General features: G+C 63.4%; 15 protein-coding genes. 5 read left to right on the top strand and 10 right to left on the bottom strand.

Annotation, left to right across the window (positions count from 1 at the left end):
* Positions 1–8 precede the first annotated feature (8 nt).
* On the top strand, positions 9–3,065 hold the full coding sequence (locus tag BX591_RS11350) for a peptidase domain-containing ABC transporter (RefSeq protein WP_111931257.1): 3,057 nt from the start codon (positions 9–11) through the stop codon (positions 3,063–3,065).
* On the top strand, positions 3,065–4,402 hold the full coding sequence (locus tag BX591_RS11345) for a sigma-54 interaction domain-containing protein (protein WP_111931255.1): 1,338 nt from the start codon (positions 3,065–3,067) through the stop codon (positions 4,400–4,402). Before BX591_RS11350 ends, BX591_RS11345 begins: the two co-directional genes overlap by 1 nt.
* A 6-nt stretch (positions 4,403–4,408) precedes the next feature.
* Here BX591_RS11345 and BX591_RS11340 read toward each other — a convergent pair whose 3' ends face one another.
* Together BX591_RS11340 and BX591_RS11335 are read right to left on the bottom strand one after the other, a co-directional pair.
* A complete protein-coding gene (locus tag BX591_RS11340; protein WP_111931253.1) occupies positions 4,409–5,179 on the bottom strand; it encodes a PP2C family protein-serine/threonine phosphatase in 771 nt (256 codons plus the stop codon).
* A gap of 5 nt (positions 5,180–5,184) precedes the next feature.
* Positions 5,185–5,472: a hypothetical protein gene (locus BX591_RS11335; protein ID WP_035559792.1), complete on the bottom strand. Its 288-nt coding sequence runs from the start codon at positions 5,470–5,472 to the stop codon at positions 5,185–5,187.
* Between the two features lie 463 nt (positions 5,473–5,935).
* On the opposite strand from BX591_RS11335, the gene BX591_RS11330 reads away from it, so the two are divergent.
* Positions 5,936–6,451 carry a lecithin retinol acyltransferase family protein gene (locus BX591_RS11330; protein ID WP_111931251.1) on the top strand — a complete coding sequence of 172 codons (516 nt, stop codon included), beginning with the start codon at positions 5,936–5,938 and terminating at the stop codon, positions 6,449–6,451.
* A 53-nt stretch (positions 6,452–6,504) separates the two neighbouring features.
* The gene (locus tag BX591_RS11325) at positions 6,505–6,756 is read left to right on the top strand and encodes a hypothetical protein (protein WP_111931249.1); all 252 of its coding nucleotides are present in this window, start codon (positions 6,505–6,507) and stop codon (positions 6,754–6,756) included.
* Here BX591_RS11325 and BX591_RS11320 read toward each other — a convergent pair.
* Entirely contained in the window at positions 6,753–7,631 is an 879-nt protein-coding gene (locus BX591_RS11320; protein ID WP_111931247.1) for a LysR family transcriptional regulator, read from the bottom strand. The genes BX591_RS11325 and BX591_RS11320 overlap by 4 nt on opposite strands.
* Before the next feature lie 99 nt (positions 7,632–7,730).
* On the opposite strand from BX591_RS11320, the gene bla reads away from it, so the two are divergent.
* On the top strand, positions 7,731–8,669 hold the full coding sequence (bla, locus tag BX591_RS11315) for a class A beta-lactamase (protein ID WP_111931245.1): 939 nt from the start codon (positions 7,731–7,733) through the stop codon (positions 8,667–8,669).
* A gap of 159 nt (positions 8,670–8,828) precedes the next feature.
* Here bla and tehA read toward each other — a convergent pair whose 3' ends face one another.
* The 7 genes from tehA to BX591_RS11280 form a co-directional block, all read right to left on the bottom strand.
* A complete protein-coding gene (gene tehA / locus BX591_RS11310) occupies positions 8,829–9,797 on the bottom strand; it encodes a dicarboxylate transporter/tellurite-resistance protein TehA (protein WP_111931243.1) in 969 nt (322 codons plus the stop codon).
* A 180-nt stretch (positions 9,798–9,977) separates the two neighbouring features.
* Positions 9,978–10,802, bottom strand: coding sequence for a citryl-CoA lyase (locus BX591_RS11305; protein WP_167444529.1), 825 nt, complete (start codon positions 10,800–10,802; stop codon positions 9,978–9,980).
* A 2-nt stretch (positions 10,803–10,804) separates the two neighbouring features.
* Positions 10,805–12,004: a CaiB/BaiF CoA transferase family protein gene (locus BX591_RS11300; RefSeq protein ID WP_111931239.1), complete on the bottom strand. Its 1,200-nt coding sequence runs from the start codon at positions 12,002–12,004 to the stop codon at positions 10,805–10,807.
* Positions 12,005–12,020: 16 nt separating this feature from the next.
* Complete coding sequence (locus BX591_RS11295) at positions 12,021–13,454, bottom strand: MFS transporter (protein ID WP_111931237.1); 1,434 nt, start codon at positions 13,452–13,454, stop codon at positions 12,021–12,023.
* Positions 13,455–13,659: 205 nt separating this feature from the next.
* Positions 13,660–14,010 carry a response regulator gene (locus BX591_RS11290; protein WP_111931235.1) on the bottom strand — a complete coding sequence of 117 codons (351 nt, stop codon included), beginning with the start codon at positions 14,008–14,010 and terminating at the stop codon, positions 13,660–13,662.
* Positions 14,011–14,016: 6 nt separating this feature from the next.
* Positions 14,017–15,534, bottom strand: coding sequence for an ATPase domain-containing protein (locus BX591_RS11285; RefSeq protein WP_244146944.1), 1,518 nt, complete (start codon positions 15,532–15,534; stop codon positions 14,017–14,019).
* Positions 15,535–15,941: 407 nt separating this feature from the next.
* Entirely contained in the window at positions 15,942–17,675 is a 1,734-nt protein-coding gene (locus BX591_RS11280) for a tannase/feruloyl esterase family alpha/beta hydrolase (protein ID WP_111931231.1), read from the bottom strand.
* Position 17,676 lies beyond the last annotated feature (1 nt).

Here is a 17,676-nt window from a genome sequence, read left to right as displayed (position 1 = left end):
GCAAGTTCATGGACGCCCCTCAGACCGCGCCCTCAGCCGCCGAGTTTCTTGCCTCGGTGGAAATTCTGTCGCCGTTTTCGCGCGACGAAATCGAGCGGTTGGCCGATTACGCGCAGGCACGGTTCTATTCGTTCGGCGAAACCGTCTGCTCCGCGGGTGAGACGGCCGACGGTCTGTATGTGGTGCGCTCCGGCACGGTGCGGCTCTTCACCGAGGAGCATGGCAAGGAAACCAGCATCGGTGTGCGCAAATCCGGCGAGATCTTCGCCGACATCGCGATGTTGCGCGCCTATGCCCACGAAGCGTCGGTGCGGGCATCGGCGAAAACCGAGTTGCTGTTCATTCCGCGCGAGGCGATCGAACCGGTCATCAGCGGCAACCCGGCCGCATTGGCTTTCGTGGCCAGTTACGTGGCGATCAGTTCGGCGGGCGGCTTCGTCGCGCAGTTGTTCGATCTGCGCGGCAAGCTGAACAAGGCGGAACTCGAGGAATATGTACGCAGTGTCGGCGTGAAACGCGTGGCGGCAGGCAAGGAAATCTTCAGGCAGGATGGCCGCGACGACCGGCGGCTCTACGTGGTGCGGCAAGGTGAAGTGCGCATAGTGCGGCAGGAAGAGGGCCACGACTACACGCTCGCCACGCTCGGCGAAGGCGAAATATTCGGTGAGAAAGCGTGCTTGATGCGTCAGGAGCAAATGGCTTCGGCCGTGGCGGTGACCGATACCCGCCTGCTGGTGATACCCGAGCGCACGGTCCACTTCATCCTGGAGCGTAACCCCAAACTTCGAGAGGTGCTCGACGAGCGGATCCGCTACGGCGACCGCGAATTGCAGCGTCAGAAGCGTCTCGAACAGCGACGCAAATTGCCGCTCATGCTCGACTTGCAGAGCAAACCGGAGTTCGGTGAGAAGGTCATCAAACGCTTCGCGCTGGTCGAGCAGGCCGAAGAGATGGATTGCGGCGCCGCATGCCTCGCCATGGTGTGCCGCCACTACGGCATTCCCATGACGCTCGGCAAGTTGCGCGAACTGGCCAATGTGACGACCCAGGGCGCGACACTCGATAGTCTCGCGCGCGCCGGTGAATCGCTCGGTTTTACCGCGCGTGGCGTGCAGTGCACGTTCGACTCGCTACGCGGCTTCGATCTGCCGTTCATCGTGCATTGGGAGGGCTATCACTACGTCGTGGTGTATGGGCTCTCAAAAGACTATGTGTGGGTGGCCGATCCGGCGGTCGGTTTCAGAAAACTGAGCGTCGAAGATTTCGAGCGCGGCTGGAGCGGTACGTGTCTGCTATTTACCGGCGGCCCGCATCTGTTGCACCTGTCGGCTGCCCGTTCGCCGTGGATACGCTTTGTCGGCTACCTCACGCCGTACAGGAAAATACTCGGGCACCTGTTTCTCGCCACCTTCGTGATCCAGGTGTTAGGCGTGATTCCCCCGCTGATTATCCAGAACATTCTCGACGGCGTGATCGTGCATCAGAACGTCAGCCTGTTGCATCTGCTGATTGGCGGTCTGATTATCGCCAACGTATTTTCGCAATTGATGTCGTCGATTCGCGCTTACCTCGCAAACTTCATGGTGCGCAACATGGACTTCGCGATGATGTCGCAGTTCTTCAAGCACACCTTGTCGCTGCCGTTTTCGTTTTTCGCCAAACGCAAGACGGGCGACATCTTTGCGCGCTTCCAGGAGAATCAGACGATTCGCGCGTTCCTTACCGAATCCACGGTGACCACTGCGCTGAACCTGCTGATGGTGTTTATCTACTTCATCATCATGTTCGTCTACAACGTGAAGATGACGTTGGTGTTGATCGCATTCGTGATTCCGATCATGGCGTTGACCGCGATCGCCACGCCGAGAATCAAAAGCTACGCGCGCGAGGTATTCACCGCATCGACCGAGTCGAAGTCGTTTCTGATGGAAGCGCTTGCCGGTGTGGAAACCATCAAGGGCATGGGGATCGAGCGGCCGGTGCGATTGCGCTGGGAAAAGAAGTACGCGAAGGCGCTCGAAGTGCAGTACCGCGCGCACGCCTTCAACATTCTGGTCGGCCTTGGCAGTCAATTGCTGAACGCGGCAACGACGATCGCGATTCTGTGGGTCGGTGCAAATCTGGTGCTGGCGCGTGAGATGACGATCGGTCAGTTGATCGCCTTCAATGCGTTCATGGGCAGCGTACTCGGCCCGTTGATGGGGCTGGTCGGCTTGTGGAGCATGTTGAACGATGCGGGCGTGGCGATGGAGCGCCTCGGCGACGTGCTCGACATCGAGCCTGAACAGAAGCCGCAGGATTTGCCGTCGCGCGTGATGTTGCCTGAACTGCAAGGCGAGATCAGCCTGAGCGGCGTCTATTTCCGCTATGGCGACAACGACTCGTCGTATGTGCTCGAAAACATCAACTTCGACATCAAACCCGGTGAACTCGTAGCGATCGTTGGGCGAAGCGGCTCCGGCAAAACGACGCTCGCCAAGTTGCTGGTCGGCTTCTATACGCCGAGCGAAGGCAAGATGACGATCGACGGCTACGATCTCGGCGTGGTCGACAAGGCCTATTACCGCGCGCAGATCGGTTACGTGATGCAGAGCAATCTGCTGTTCTCCGGCACCATCGCGGAGAACATCGCGAGCGGCGACGACGCACCCGAGCGGCGCCGCATCGAGGAAGTCGCGAAGATGGCCGACGCGCACGCTTTTATCAGCAAGATGCCGCTCGGCTATGAGCAGATTGTCGGCGAACGGGGCATTGGGCTCTCCGGCGGGCAGATCCAGCGGCTGTGCATTGCGCGCGCGCTGTATCACGATCCTCGCTTGCTGGTTTTCGACGAGGCCACCTCCGCGCTGGATTCGCAGTCGGAAAGCAATATTCTCGGCAACATGCACGACATTCTAAAGGGCCGAACGGCGGTGATCATCGCGCATCGGCTCAGTACGATCATGCGCGCAGACAAGATTATCGTGCTCTACGAAGGGGCGATCGTCGAACAGGGGCGTCACGACGAACTGATTGCACGCGGCGGCATGTACTACCAACTGGTCCAGAAACAACTGAGCGCGTGATGATGAAAATACTCGACCAGATTGAGGAGGCGAGCCCGGCGATTTCCTATGCCGGGCTGCTTGAGCGGATCGAGATCTTGCGTTCCACGCTGCGCTGGTCGTCGCGGCTGGAACGCGGCGATATCGACAAGCTCCTGCGGCAAGCCACGTCGTTGCGCGACGAGGTCATGCAACTCTCGCACAAGGAGCGTTTCGTGCAAGCGGCCGTGGCTGCCGAACCGCAGGAACGTGTCGAACTATCTCGCGGTGCGCGCAGAAAAGCATTGCTGGAGCGTAGTTTTATTTTTGAAGGCACGTTCGGCGACAATCCACGCCTGCTCGAATCGCTCGAGATCGCCGAGAAAGCGGCGCCGACCGATTTGCCGGTTTTGATCGACGGTGAGAGCGGGACCGGCAAGGAGTTGATGGCGAAAGTGGTCCACGCGAACGGATCGCGTTCGGACAAGCCGTTTATTTCGGTGAACTGCGGCGCGATTCCGGACAATCTGCTGGAGTCGGAATTGTTCGGGCATCGGAAGGGCGCGTTTACCGGGGCCTCGAATGACCGCAAAGGGAAATTCGAAAGCGCCCATACCGGCACGATCTTTCTCGACGAGATCGGCGAATTGCCGCTGGCGGGTCAGGTAAAGCTGCTGCGGGTGCTGGAAGCGCACGAGATTCAACGGGTGGGTTCCGACGAGACGATTGCGGTGGATACCCGTATTGTCGCGGCCACCAATCGCAATTTGCGGCAACTCAGCGAAGAAGGTCGATTTCGCGAGGACCTGTTTTATCGGCTGAGTGTCATTCACGTTACGCTGCCGCCCTTGCGTGAACGTCGCGACGAAATTCCGCTGCTGATCGCATGGTTCGGCGACGAAGCGGCGGGCTCGTTGAAACGCAGACCGATCAGATTGACCCCGCGTTTGCGGGACTTTCTCCTGAACTACGCGTACCCGGGGAATATCCGTGAACTACGCAACGTGATGTACCGGTTGTCATGTCTTGCCGGCGACATGGCGGATATCGATCATCTGCCGGTCGACATGCGGCTGGCGGCGCCCGGGTCGGCCGCGGCGTCGACGAACGCTAGTGGGCAGGAGCCGATCAGCGTGGCGAATCTGATGTCTTTGAGCGACGCCAAGCGCGCCGCCAGCGACGACGCCGAGAAGGCCTTTCTGGAGCGAGGCCTGCGCGAAGTGAGCGGCACGGTTGCGGAACTGGCGCGGCGCATCGACATGAACCGCTCGCATTTGCAGATGCTATTAAAGAAGCACGGCCTGCATTCGAAGGACTTTCGCAATCGGCACGCGCCGGCCGCCACTAAGAGCGACGATGACGAAGACAGCGACGCCTGAGCCCCGCTAGGGCGTCGGATTCAACAACGTTTTGTCCGATGCATAAGGATCTTCCGCACGCACCACCACGGCGGTGATATTGTCGCGGCCGCCGCGCGCTAGCGCCAGCGCGATCAGTGCTTCCGACGCCGTGTCACCTGAAGCCGTGGTTAGCACGGTGAGTATCTCGTCATCGGCGACTTCATTGCTGAGGCCGTCGCTGCACAGCAGAAAGACGTCGCCGTCGGCGACTTCAATGGCATCGTCGTCGAGTTCGAGCGAATCCGTGGCGCCGACCGCGCGCGTGATCATATGTTGCGCCGGATGACGACGCGCCTCTTCTTCGGTAATCACGCCGAGCGACTTGAGCTGTTCCACCTGACTATGATCGCGCGTCAGTTGCCGCAGGCCTCCCTCGCGCGCCAGATATAAGCGGCTGTCGCCCGCCCACAGGTAAGCGCAGAAGCGGTCGCAGGCAATCATCACGACGACCGTGCTGCCGATACGCTGCACCTGGCGGCGCGCGGCCTCGTCCCTGAGCTGGCGGTTCGCGGCTTGCAGGCGTGCCCGCGCATCGGCCACGGACGTCTTCATGCTGGCGGCCGACGCGAGCCGGCTCAGTGTGTCGATCACCAGACGGCTCGCCAGATCGCCGACCGCGTGCCCGCCCATGCCGTCGGCAACGGCCCAGCGTCCGAGTTCGGGCTGGTCGAGGCAGGCATCTTCGTTGATCTCGCGGACGCGGCCGGCGTCGGAACGCGCGGACGACGTCCAGCGAAAGGGGCTGGCACAAGTCACAACGGCTACACCGTATCGTTTCTGCTGCGTGCGTCGGGGGAAACGTTGATGTTCGAATTCGCGCCGGTATTGTGGACGTCGACCGACTGGAACTGGTTGATCATCTGGTTAGCATAGAAGTTGTTGGACACCTCGTACAGGTTGACGACCGGACCAATGCTCGGCGTTTCCCGCACATAAGGTTGAATCCAGCCATACACCCATGGCGCACCGCCGCCGCCGCGAATCGCCGCCATCGCTTTACGGTCGAGCGCGAGGTTGAGCGTGAGGTCGTTCACTGTGATGGAAGCCATGTCGTTCTCCGGTTGGCCGCGTGCGTGATGCGCGTTGTTAGCTAGGATGTGAACTCGATGGTGCAAGGCTTATGCCAATAGAAGGCCGCGTTCGACGTTGTGTCCGCAACGTATTGATGGCCGGGCGATTGCGCGCGGATGGCCAGGCTGCGGGGCGGCGTGCGCGGCGTTAGAGGTCGGCTGTCAGCCAACAGGCGCGACCGCGAAACGGTGTGAGACCCAACACATCGAAACGACGGACAAGACCTCGCCAATGTGCGTGCTGTAACCCCGTAACGTGTCCGCAACAGAACGACACGCACCAACATTCCGCATCGAATTCTGTTGGCTCGACACCCACACCTCGACCCGCCGAATCGCCATGGGTATGGCGCCGGGCCCTTTAAACAAGGGCTTCCCCGCGCATGGCCCGGATCCTGCAAAAGCTCTCGCAACAGTGTTGGAAATTGATGCGAGGCCAGCCATGAACACCAAGCTTCTCCCGACGCACCGCGCAGCCAGCGACGCAGCGTCCACCATCGACCTGCCGATCGGCGCGCACCTCGTCACGCAACGCTGCGGGTACGAACACCACGGCATCTATGTCGGCAACGGCCGTGTGGTGCATTACGCGGGTTTCGCGAGTTCGACGCATCGCGGTCCGGTGGAAGAGGTGGAACTCGAACGCTTCGCCGCCGGCCAGCCGCTGACGGTTCGCGCTACGCCGGCCGCCCGCTACGTCGGCGACGAAGCCGTGAGCCGCGCGCGCTCCCGTCTCGGAGAAAACCGCTACCGGCTGCTGACCAACAATTGCGAGCACTTCTGCGCATGGTGCCTGCTCGGCGAAAGCCGCAGCGAACAGGTGCATTGCTGCTTGCGCCATCCGCGTGCCGGCATGCAGACGCTGGTGTGCCTCCTGAAGGCCTTTGTCGAGAAAGGGAGCCGGGGTACTCAAGCCGGTGCTCGACTCGGTACTCGACTCGGCGCGCAACTGGCGTGAGCGGATCGCACTGAATTCAAGCTTCGAGCGTTGAACGATTCAAGGAGAGCATCATGGTTGCCGCAGAAAAGACCTTGCACTGGGCCGTCGACAAATGGCTCGCCCCGACTCCGTCGATGCCCGCCCGCGTCGTTCGGTTTTGCCACCGCGCTTCGCATCAGCGCTACGTCTGCGTGGAAGCGTTGCGGCCAGGTGGTTTGCTGTCGATCTTCTTTTTTCGCCACGACGACGGCTCGTGGAACGTGTTCCCGCCGCAAGTGGAGCGGCCGGCCATGAACGGCCATCGCCGTGCGGCGCTTTCCTAGTGGGCTGGTTGGGCAGCTGCTTCCTTGACGATCCATTGGCTGAACAGCAGCATGGCCGGCGTCATCGGCTTGCCCTTCAGACAGGTCAGCCAGTAGCTGCCGGCATGGACCTCGACATCGAACGGCCGCACCAGCCGCCCCGTGTTGATCTCATGCCCGAACATCAGCGCGGGCGCGAGCGCGATCCCCGCGCCCTGCATGGCCGCCTCCACCATCAATCGCGATGAATCGAACACCGGCCCTCGAACCGGCCGTGGCGGAATGCCGGCCGCGTTGAACCAGTTCATCCAGTCGTCGGCGCGATAGGAGCGCAGCAAGGTTTCGTCGACGAGATCGGCCGGCTTCGACAGACGCCCGGCGATCTCGGGCGCGCATAGCAACGACAGCGGCGCATCGAGCAGACGCGTGGCGAGCGAGCCTGGCCACGTGCCGTCGCCGAAACGGATCGCGAAATCGAGGCCTTCGGTGGCGAGATCGACCAGATTGTTGTTGGTCTGCAGCCGCAGTTCGACGAACGGATGCGCGTCGCGAAACGATTTGAGGCGCGGCATCAGCCAGCCGACCGCGAACGTGCCCACGACGCCGACCGTCAACACTTCGTGAAAGTGACCGCCTTCGAATTGCTTGAGCACCGCTTCGATGCGATCGAACGCGTCGGTCAGGACCGGGCGCAGCGCGAGGCCTTCGTCGGTCATGGCGAGGCCGCGTGGCAGGCGCTTGAAAAGGGCGGTGCCCAGTCGCTCTTCCAGCGTTCGGACCTGCTGGCTGACGGCCGCCTGGGTCACGTTCAATTCGAGCGCCGCGCGCGTGAAACTCAAATGCCGGGCCGACGACTCGAAGGCCCGCAGCGCGTTCAGTGGCAGATAAGGTCGCATGACAGAGGCATAAGATTTTCTTGGGAGTCGTCTAACTTATCATCGTTTGTCAGCGCGCGCCGGAAAACCGATAGTGGCGGCTTCACATAAGGAGCGGCAATGATCACGAGACGGAAATTCGCGGGCGCGGTACTGGGTGTGTCGATAGCTGGGGTTGCGGTTGGCAGCGTGGGCGCGTTCGGCAAGACGGCGTCCAAAGCGGGCAAGGCTGCGCCGGGACTGGCACTGGAGAAGGCGGCAACGATCCGTAGGCGGCTCGCGCAGATCGAGGCGGAAAGCGGTGGGCGGCTCGGTGTATCGATTGTCGATACGACCTCGGGTTTGCACGCCGGACTGCGCACCGACGAGCGTTTTCCGATGTGCAGCACGTTCAAGGTGCTGGTGGCAGGCGCCGTGCTGACGCGCGTGGATCGTGGTCAGGAGTCGCTGGAGCGGCGTATCGTTTTTTCGCAGCGCGATCTGGTGCCGAACTCGCCTGCCACGAGCCGGCATACGCGGGAGCGAACCGGCGACGCGGGCATGAGCATCGCCGAATTGTGCAAGGCGGCGATCACGCTGAGCGACAACACGGCGGCCAATCTGTTGCTGGCGACGTTCGGCGGTCCTGCGGGATTGACCGCATTTGCGCGTGACCTCGGCGACGGCATCACGCGTCTGGATCGGATCGAGCCGACGTTGAACGAAGCGATTCCCGGCGATCCGCGCGACACCACCACGCCGAATGCGATGCTCGGCAACTTGCGCGAACTGGTGCTCGGCGAGCATTTGTCTTCATCTTCTCGGGCACAGTTACTTGCCTGGCTGGTGGCGAATGAAACCGGCGGCGCGCGGCTTCGCGCGAAGCTGCCGCGGGATTGGGGCGTCGGCGACAAGACCGGCACCGGCGATCACGGCACGGCCAACGACATCGCGATTCTGTGGCCGCCTGGACGCGGGCCGGTGCTGGTGGTGGTCTATCTGACCGGAACGAACGGTGACGCGGCGCGCTGCAATGCGGCCATCGCGGAGGTCGGAGCGTTGGTGGTGCAGTCGGTCTGAACGGACAGGTAGGGATAAAGCAGGGAGATTGAAGCGAGGTGTGCCGCGTGCGTTGCGCCGATGCGTGTCGGGATGTTTCAGCGAGGCGCCTGACGCGCCTCGCTCAACGAGTTGCCTGGTGGCTCCGTGCGGTACGCGAACCGACCGGCATTGGCGTTGTCACCGAGCTGGTGTGGCAGCCGGCGGAATCAGCTTGCCTCGCACCAGCAAGGTCACCGTCTCCACCGCCAGAATGCCGATAATCACGTTCGCGGCGATAAACAGAAGCGGTGCAGCCCATTCGACCGGACCCGTCACGCCGCGCTCGACCATCCGGGCAGCCATCGTCGGCAACGCGGCTACGCCGAAGCTGAAAGCCCAATAGCCGGGTGCGAAAGGTTGCTGGCGAATCCACGGTAGCAGGCGCAGCAACATCACCGCCTGGTAGACGCCATAACCGAGCAGCATCAGCGCGAACAGATCGGGCGTACCGCTGGTCAGGCTCAGGTACGCTGCGCCACCCACCACCGGCGGTGCGAGTTGAATGCCGAGCACCGGGCGCAGAGCTGCCGGCAGCGGTTCGAGCACGGAGGCGCGGTGCAGCAGCATCGATTCAATGGCGAGCCACGAAAACAGACCTGCACCGAAAAACAGGACGCCGAGCTGATGAAAACCGAATGACGCGGCCGCCGTGCTCGCAACGAAGCTCGATGCGACGCTCGGCAGGTACATGGCCGGTGTGCTCAGTTCAGGCTGACGGCCGCCTTGCCAGAGTCGCCCGTGCAGATACACGCCGAGAGTCAGTTGCACGACCATCGCCACGCCGAATAAACCGAGCGCCAGCGTAGGCGCATACGGCTGCAACAGTTGCGCGGCCAGCAGGCTCGATACCGGCACCAGCGCCGCGAACGACGATTGCACCGGGTGTTGCATTTCGGCGCGCGCCTCGTCGGCGTTCGTCAGCCACTTATGCCCGTACGCCGCCAGCAGCACCACCCAAACGGTCAGCGCGGCGACCGTCACCAACGGTCCCATTTCGGCGGGCAGGTGCCACACCTTGATCGCCGTACGCCACAAATTGGCTAGCGCCAGGGCGCCCACCGCGATGCCGAAGAAACTCACTGGAATCGTCCCACGATTGCCGTTCATGATCGCACCTCCCACTGTCGTTGCGACGCGCTCCGATGTTCCGGCGTTGCGCGTTCGATGACGTACTGTAAAAGGCGGCGGCTTTACGGTGAACGCGGAGAAAACTCAACAAATCGCGCGATCGTCTCAACGTGGGTCGGCGGGCTTTGGCGGGCGTCGCGGGCTGAGGAGCGGCCCGCTTCAGGGCAGATGACGCTCGGGCTCGCCCGTGTACGTGTAGCTCATCTGGCGCGGCATGGGGCCCTTGTTGCGCTCATGGCGTCCGCGCTGCTCCCAGGCGTGCGACAGAATCCCGACCGCGCGCGACAGGCAGAAAACGCCACGCGCCAGTTCCGGTGCAAAACCGAGTTCGGCGTAGATCACCGCGGTCGCGCCGTCGATATTCATGGGCACGGGCTTGCTTTTGCGGCGCTGGAGCAGCGCTTCGATGCCGCGCGCGATCGTCGCATAGCGTCCGCTGATGTGCTTCTCGGCGACGCTTGCGTCGACCAGCGCGAGCAGCCGCACAGCGCGCGGATCGACCGGATGGAAACGGTGTCCGAAGCCGGGCAGATATTTGCCGTGCGCTGCCGTGAAGGCATCCACGCCTTGTTCAACCGCGTGGTCCAGCGTCGCGCCCGCCTCCATCAGCGCGCCGATCGAATCGTACAGTTCGACCGCCTGCTGTCCGGCGCCGCCGTGCACGTCGTCCAGTGCGTTGATCGCCGAGGCCATCGCGCCGTTCAAAGGCAGGCCGCAACTGGTCGCCATCCGCGAAATCGCGATTGAAGGCGCATGCGGGCCATGATCGACGGACGCCACCAACGCGGCCTCGAACAAGCGTGCCTGCGCCGCGTCGGGCAATTCGCCGCGCAGCATCAGCCAGATCATCTGAGGAAAGCTGACGTTGCCGATCAGCTCCTGAATCGGAAAACCGCGCACCTTGATCGAACCCGGATGGATGTCGATGATCGAGGTGCTCCAATAGTCGGCGGCAAGCCTGGCCGCGTCGAATGTTTGCGTCATGGTCAGATCACTCCTTCGGCGCGCAGTTCGTCGATTTGCGCATCGTCGTAACCGAGTGCGCCAAGTTGTTCGCGGGTGTGGGCCGAGAGGACCGGCGCAGGGGTGGCGGGCGCGGTATCCGCGTCATGCAGACGAAAACCCGCGCGCGTCACGCGTTGCCGGTCGGTGTCGTGCGTACCGGCAAATTCGCGGATGAACGCGCGCGACGCCAGATGCGGATGCGCCAGGATTTCCGGCACCGACATCACGCGACCGGCCGGCACGCCCGCTTCGAAAAACTTCGCTTCCCAGTTCGCGGCGCTGTCGCTCGCGAGGGCCGCTTCGATTTCCGCTTTCAGCGCCGCGCGATTCAGCTTGCGCGCATTGCGTTCGGCAAAACGCGGGTCGTCGAGCAGATCGGCGCGGCCGATCAGTTCGCACAGGCTCGCGAACTGTTTGTTTTCGTTGGCCGCGATATTGAGCGGGCCGTCGCCGGTTCTGAACGTACCCGACGGCGCTGCGGTGAAGTTCTCGTTGCCCATCGGCGTCGGCGTGACACCGGCGTTCAGATAGTTCGACACGACCCAGCCCATGGTCGCGAGCGTGGCTTCGAGCATCGACACGTCGAGCATGCGGCCGTGTCCAGTGGCCCGCGCGTCGAGCAGCGCCGCGCAGATGCCGAACGCGGCGGTGAGGCCACCCACCGTGTCCGACACCGGATAGCCGACCCGCAACGGCGCGCTGTCGGCGTCGCCGGTCACGCTCATCACGCCGGCAATGCCTTGAATGATCTGATCGTAGGCCGGGCGTTTCGCAAACTCGCCGTCCATGCCGAAGCCGGAGATCGCGCAGTACACGAGCCGGGGATTGACCTCGCGCAGCGCGTCGAAATCGAGCCCGAGGCGCGTCATCACGCCGGGCCGGAAATTTTCGACGAGCACGTCGGCGGTCTTGACGAGCTCGCGCAGAATTTCCTTGCCGCGCGGGTCCTTCAGATTGAGCGTGACGGACTGCTTGCCCGCGTTCACCGCGACGAACGAGGCGCCCATGTTGCGCGCCGACGCTTCCTTGTCGGCGCCGAGCCGCCGTGCGAGATCGCCGCCCTCGGGATGCTCGACCTTGATCACTTCGGCGCCGAGCAGCGCGAGTTGATACGCGCAAAACGGCCCCGCCAATACATTCGATAAGTCCAGTACGCGGACTCCAGCCAACGGCAGCGTCATGTCAAAAGCCTCTGGTTCAATGCGAGATTTCGTCGAGATTGAGGTTGTTGGTGCGCGGTCCGAAAATGCCGATTGCCCCCATCACCATCACCATCGACACGCTGATCAACGCGAACACACCGGTCACGTCGAAGTGACGCAACGCGAACGCGATCATGAAACCCGAGAACATCGCGGACAGACGCGACATCGAGTAAACAAAGCCGACCGCGCGCGCCCGCAAACGCGTGGGAAACAGTTCCGTTTGATAGGCGTGATAGCCGACCGACAGCAGCGTGCCGCACAATGTGATCAGTACGCCGAGCACCATCAGCATGGCGGGCGAGGTTTGGGTGGCGAACAGGCTGCCGAAAATGACGATGCCGAGCGCCGACAGCACGATCAACGTCTTCCGTTCGATCCGGTCCGCGATCGCCATGCCGAGCAGCGGTCCAAACGGATTCGAAATCGCGATCACGAACGAGTACAGCAGGCTGTGCGTGATCGTCACGCCTTTGGACACCAGCAGCGTCGGCACCCACGAGGCGAAGCCGTAAAAACCGATTGCCTGGAACAGGTTGAACACGAGCATCGTGATCGCGCGGCGGCGATACGGCGGTTGCCAGATTTCGCGGAAGGCGGCTTTGGTGGTGGCCGGTTCGACGGTCGGCACCGGCGGCGGCAACGGCTTGCCGTATTGCGCGGCGACCTTGGCTTCCAGGGTCTGCAGCACCTGCTCGGCTTCGGCGGTGCGCCCTTGTTGCGCGAGCCAGCGCGGGCTTTCCGGCACGCGCCGGCGAATCGCCCACACCACGACCGCGCCCAACGCGCCGATGATCACCACCCAGCGCCAACCGTCGAGACCGAACGGTGTGCGCGGCACCAGCCACCAGGCGAGGAACGCGACCGAGGGTACCGCGGTGTACTGCACGAGGTGGACAAATGCGAACGCGCGGCCACGCAGGTGCTTCGGCACGAGTTCGCTGACGTAGGTATCGATCGTCACCAGTTCAACGCCCACGCCGATGCCGGCGATCAGTCGCCACAGATTGATGGCGGGTGCGGAACTCTGGAACGCCATGATCAGCGTGGCCACGGAATACCACAGCAGCGACACGGTGAAGACGGTTTTGCGGCCATAACGGTCGGCCATGCCCGCCAGAAAGAACGTGCCGATGAACAGCCCGGCGAACGACGCCGCCACGAACGCGCCGAGACCCGAGACGCCGAAGAACGACGCGGTGGTCGTCGCGTACATGCCGGTCTTGACGAGACCGGGGCCAACATAGGCGGTGAAGAACAGATCGTAAAACTCGAACCAGCCGCCGATCGACAGCAGGAACACCAGCATCCACACCGCGCGCGTGGCGGGCAGACGGTCGATGCGCGCGTTGATGCCGGGCGTGAGCCCCGGCGTCCCGGCGTTTGAATCGGACGACGCGCGTCGCGCATCGATCGGCAGGCTGGCCATGGAATCCTCCTTCGGCTGTTGCTCGTCTCGATTGTTCTATCAGATAGAACGATGTTCTATAAAATGGATTGGCCGAGAGTAGTCCGACTGAGGGGTGCCAGGAATCGGGGGTTTTACCTAGGGAGCTGAATGGCGAGAGGTGACGGGCCGCTCGCCGGACTTCGCTGGACCGACCCGGAGCGGCCGCTGGCCGCCCGGTACCGGATTAGGGGGCGAGGCGCTGCAGTGTTTGCAGCAGGACGTCGAAAGAAAGCGGCTTGCGCGCGTATTCGATATGAGGATTCGGCTGGACGGGGATGTCCGCCGCCGCGCTGCACAGCAGGATTGGAATGTCGCGCAGATCTGCGTTGGCATTCAGCACCGCGCACAGTTGCTGCCCGGACATGATCGGCATCATGCAGTCCGACACGATGATATCGGGCCGGGTGTTGCGTATCTGTTCGAGCGCGGCGGCGCCGTTCGACGCCGTCAGCACCGCATAGCCGTGCCGTTCCAGCAGCAGTCGCCAGACCGTGAGAATGTCGAACTCGTCGTCCACGACCAGAATGGTTTTCATGGGCGGCTACGGATTTCGTCGCGCTTGCAGCGTGGCCGACAAGCCGGGCGTCGAGACCACGCTGGCGGGACTGACCGCGCTTTCCATCACATCGAGACCCTCGGATGAAATCACAAGTTCGCGCAACGAGGTGTCGTGCGCGCTTTCGCGTTGCTTGACCACCGAAATCATCCGGCGCAAACCGGCGTCGGTTTCGGCGTAGCGCAACAGCACGAGGTTTTCGGTCAGCGCCGAGACGCGTACGCTCTTCGCGTGGCCGGGGTCGGCGTATAGCGGTAGTTCTTCGGTGAGCAGCGTGGTAACGCAAGCTTCGCGAAGCTGGTGTAGAAACGCATTCAGGAACAGGCCGAAACGCTCGGTGCGTAACGCCGAGTCGCGAAAACCTTCCACGCCGTCGATCACGATACGCGTGGCGCCGATCCGTTTGACCGCGGCGAGCGCGGTAGCCGCGAGCTCGTCGATGGCGAGTTCGACGGCCGGCTGCCATTGAATGATCAGGCGGCCGTCCCCGTGCGCGTCGGTCAGTGCGATCGACACGGCCTCGGCTTTGCCGATCAGCCGCTGCGGCCCCTCGTAGAAGCCCAGGTACAGGCAGCGCTCGCCGCGCGCCACGCCGGCCGCGAGGAATTGCAGGCAGAGGAGTGTCTTGCCGACCCCCGACGGGCCGATCAGCGTGGTCGTGGAACCTTGCGCGAAGCCGCCGCCGAGCAGCGCGTCGAGATGCGGCAGGCCGAAGCCGAGGCGCGATTTCAGATCCACCGGGCCGGGCGGCGCGGCGGACTGCGCTTCCATGCGCGGGAACATCAGCAGGCCGCTTTCGGCGATGCGGAAGAAGTGCTTGCCCATCAGGTGATTGCGCGCGCGCATCTTGTGCACTTCGATTTCGCGGGCGCGGCGCATGCCGTCGTTATAGCGGTTCAGCTCGATCAGGCCGTCGACCAGCGTGTGTTCCGGATGCGGCTCGTTGCCGGACAGCGGTGCGAGCAGCAAGGTGGTGCAGTCCATGGCCGCGACCAGCGCGTTCAGTTCGTGAATGAACTTCGACAGCGACAGCTCGGTTTCGCTGAATTCGCGCGCGCTGCGAAAACCGTCGATGATCATCAGGCTCGGCCGGTAATCGTAGATGCTCGACGCGATCAGTTTCAGGAAGCCGTCGAGGCCGTCCTGCATCAGTTCGTGATAGCCGGACACGAACAGCATTTGCTGTGCGACGGCGTTCTCGTCGAAGAAACTCAGGCCTTTGAGGTGGCTCAGCAGTTTGTCGTGCGATTCGGCGATCAGGGTCATGTACAGCACCTTCTCGCCCCGGCTTACACGATGAAAACCAATCTGGCTCGACAGAATCGTCTTGCCGGCGCCGGCCATGCCTTCCAGCAGATAGACGCCGCCGCGGACCAGACCGCCGCCCAGGATCTCGTCGAGACCCGGCACACCCGTCTCCACATTGGCGCGGGCCGCGTCAGACCGGGCCGCGCTCAATGGGAGCGCTGGCGAGGACGACGTCGGGGATTCGTGGATTGTCATGTCGATGTGTCATTCAAAGTGCGGAAAAGCGACGGCACGTGCGTGAGGCGGCAATCGCCCGAAGTAAACTTGTGAGCAATCCGCGTTCCTGCTCGCGAGTGCGGGGGAAGCGTGTCGTTGCTTAACGGGGAATTCTATCTGGCCACGGCACAGTTGGCGAACCGCAAGCGTGCGGTGCCCTGCGCCGTCGTGCGGGCGGGGAGCGGGAGGGGTTGCCGGCCGAGTTCGTCGGTCGGGCTTTTTAGCGGCTTGTCAGCAGATTGTCGCCGGCGTGTCGGCGGATAACCCACGCGACGGCGGGCGGTTTTTTTCAAAGCCTTGCAACGAAGAAGCGGGCGCGAAGCGCAAGCGCGCCCGCAGTATCGCGGCGCGAACGCCCGTTCGCGCCGCCGATGTCGTCCGGCGTCTCAGCGACACACGAAACTGCTCGCGGCGTTGACATCGCCGCCCTGGTAGCGGGCCACCTTCGGATACGCGCAGAGCGGCCGCGTGCGTCCCGCCCCCCACGCGGCGGGTACGTCGGCGTTCGGCACGAGGTTGCTCGCGTCGCGCGCGGCGGCGATCACGCTGTCCGGCGCCTTGCCCTGTTCGACCCACGCGATCAGCGGCGTGAGCAGGTCGAACTGATCGGTGCTCGGACCGCCGCTGCAATGGTTCATCCCGGCGATCGTGTAAAGACGCGCGAAATTGGACGCATCGCCGCCGTTCGCCGTGGCGAGCCGTTGATACCAGTCGGTCGTGTCGTTCGACGAAAACACCGGATCGCTGGTGCCGTGATAGACCATCAGTTTCGCGCCGCGCAGCTTCAGCGCGCTGAGGTTGGTTTCGTCCGGCGGCGTCATGAACGACCAGGCCGACTCGCTATACACGCCGCTGGTGGCGAAAATCTTGGGCGCGTCGGTGTCCATGCTGAAGTTCAGCGCGTACGCCGACAACTGGCTCAACACCGAGGCGCTTTGCGGCGGCGTGGTGAACGTGAACGCCGCAGCGGCCGGGTCGAGCGTGATCGAATTCGCCTGCTTCCATGCCGACCAGCCTGGGCCGAGGCCCGCGTCGTAGGGATAGCTCGCATACAGGGCCGTGCCGGTGCTGTTGCGCGCTCCGGAGAACAGGTTGCCGATCGCGGTCTTTTGCGCGGCGGTCAGACAGGTGCCGTCGCGGACGTTGTTGCTGCAGGTGGGGACGTCGCTGGCGAGGCTGAAGTTCGCCTGGCATGCCTTGATATCCTGGATGAGGCCGTCGACGACACCGTCGAGCGCATCGCACTTCGCCAGTATTTTCGACGCGACCATCTGACGTTCCGTGGCCGTGAAGCCCGTCGTGATGTCGGGCAGGCCGTTTGCCGTCGTCGCGGTCGCCACGGTCGCCAATTGTTGCGCGCTCCACATTTCGCCGATCGCCGCTTTCGGCAGATGGAAGCCCGGATCGCCGGCAATGATGCCGTCGTAATCGCCCGACGAACGCGCCGCCGCAACGAGCGCATGGCGGCCGCCGTTGGAGCAGCCGTCGAAGTAGCTGCGATCGGGCGCCTTGCCGTACGCGAGCTTGATCACCTGCTTGGCCATCGGCGTGAGTACGGCGACGGCGTTGTAGCCGTAGTCGATGCGCGCCTGCGGGTCGAGGCCGAACAGCGGATTCTGCGCCGCGCTGTGCCCCGAATCCGAGCTGATCACCGCGAAACCCATGTTGAGGGCGTCGGTGTTCGGCCCGCCGCCGCCGATCTCGCCGGTGGCCGTGACCACGTTACCGTCAAGGCCGCCATTGGCCTGATAGAAAAAGCGGCCATTCCATGCGAGCGGCAAACGCATCTCGAAGCCGATCGCATACGTGTTGCCGTCGACGCTGCTCGCGCGCTGATTCATGCTGCCCTGGACCAGACAGTGTTCGGCGATCGGCTTGCCGGCCACCGCAAGGGTGCCGGCCGCGACGTCGGTGACGGAGGTGAAGACGGTGTTCGCGAAGCTGAGCTTCGCGGCGAGCGCCGCGCAGTTGCCCGCCAGCGTCGCCGACGTAGCGGCGCCGAGTTGCGGCAATGCGCTGCTGCTGGCGCTGGTCGTGGCGGTGCTGCCGACGTCGTTGGCGCCGCACGCGGCGAGGCTCAGCGTCGCGGCAGCGGCGAGCGCGATAGAGGTGCATTTCATG

Source organism: Paraburkholderia bryophila, assembly GCF_003269035.1.
GTDB lineage: Bacteria > Pseudomonadota > Gammaproteobacteria > Burkholderiales > Burkholderiaceae > Paraburkholderia > Paraburkholderia bryophila.
The sequence above is the reverse complement of the archived record's forward strand: the minus strand, read 5'-3'. Positions and strand labels throughout refer to the sequence as shown.

Excerpts from the sequence above, each read along its gene's own strand:
- BX591_RS11350 (WP_111931257.1), top strand. The coding sequence starts at position 9 with ATGGACGCCCCTCAGACCGCGCCCTCAGCCGCCGAGTTTCTTGCCTCG.
- BX591_RS11345 (WP_111931255.1), top strand. The coding sequence starts at position 3,065 with ATGATGAAAATACTCGACCAGATTGAGGAGGCGAGCCCGGCGATTTCC.
- BX591_RS11335 (WP_035559792.1), bottom strand. The coding sequence starts at position 5,472 with ATGGCTTCCATCACAGTGAACGACCTCACGCTCAACCTCGCGCTCGAC.
- BX591_RS11330 (WP_111931251.1), top strand. The coding sequence starts at position 5,936 with ATGAACACCAAGCTTCTCCCGACGCACCGCGCAGCCAGCGACGCAGCG.
- BX591_RS11325 (WP_111931249.1), top strand. The coding sequence starts at position 6,505 with ATGGTTGCCGCAGAAAAGACCTTGCACTGGGCCGTCGACAAATGGCTC.
- BX591_RS11320 (WP_111931247.1), bottom strand. The coding sequence starts at position 7,631 with ATGCGACCTTATCTGCCACTGAACGCGCTGCGGGCCTTCGAGTCGTCG.
- bla (WP_111931245.1), top strand. The coding sequence starts at position 7,731 with ATGATCACGAGACGGAAATTCGCGGGCGCGGTACTGGGTGTGTCGATA.
- tehA (WP_111931243.1), bottom strand. The coding sequence starts at position 9,797 with ATGAACGGCAATCGTGGGACGATTCCAGTGAGTTTCTTCGGCATCGCG.
- BX591_RS11305 (WP_167444529.1), bottom strand. The coding sequence starts at position 10,802 with ATGACGCAAACATTCGACGCGGCCAGGCTTGCCGCCGACTATTGGAGC.
- BX591_RS11300 (WP_111931239.1), bottom strand. The coding sequence starts at position 12,004 with ATGACGCTGCCGTTGGCTGGAGTCCGCGTACTGGACTTATCGAATGTA.
- BX591_RS11295 (WP_111931237.1), bottom strand. The coding sequence starts at position 13,454 with ATGGCCAGCCTGCCGATCGATGCGCGACGCGCGTCGTCCGATTCAAAC.
- BX591_RS11290 (WP_111931235.1), bottom strand. The coding sequence starts at position 14,010 with ATGAAAACCATTCTGGTCGTGGACGACGAGTTCGACATTCTCACGGTC.
- BX591_RS11285 (WP_244146944.1), bottom strand. The coding sequence starts at position 15,534 with ATGACAATCCACGAATCCCCGACGTCGTCCTCGCCAGCGCTCCCATTG.
- BX591_RS11280 (WP_111931231.1), bottom strand. The coding sequence starts at position 17,675 with ATGAAATGCACCTCTATCGCGCTCGCCGCTGCCGCGACGCTGAGCCTC.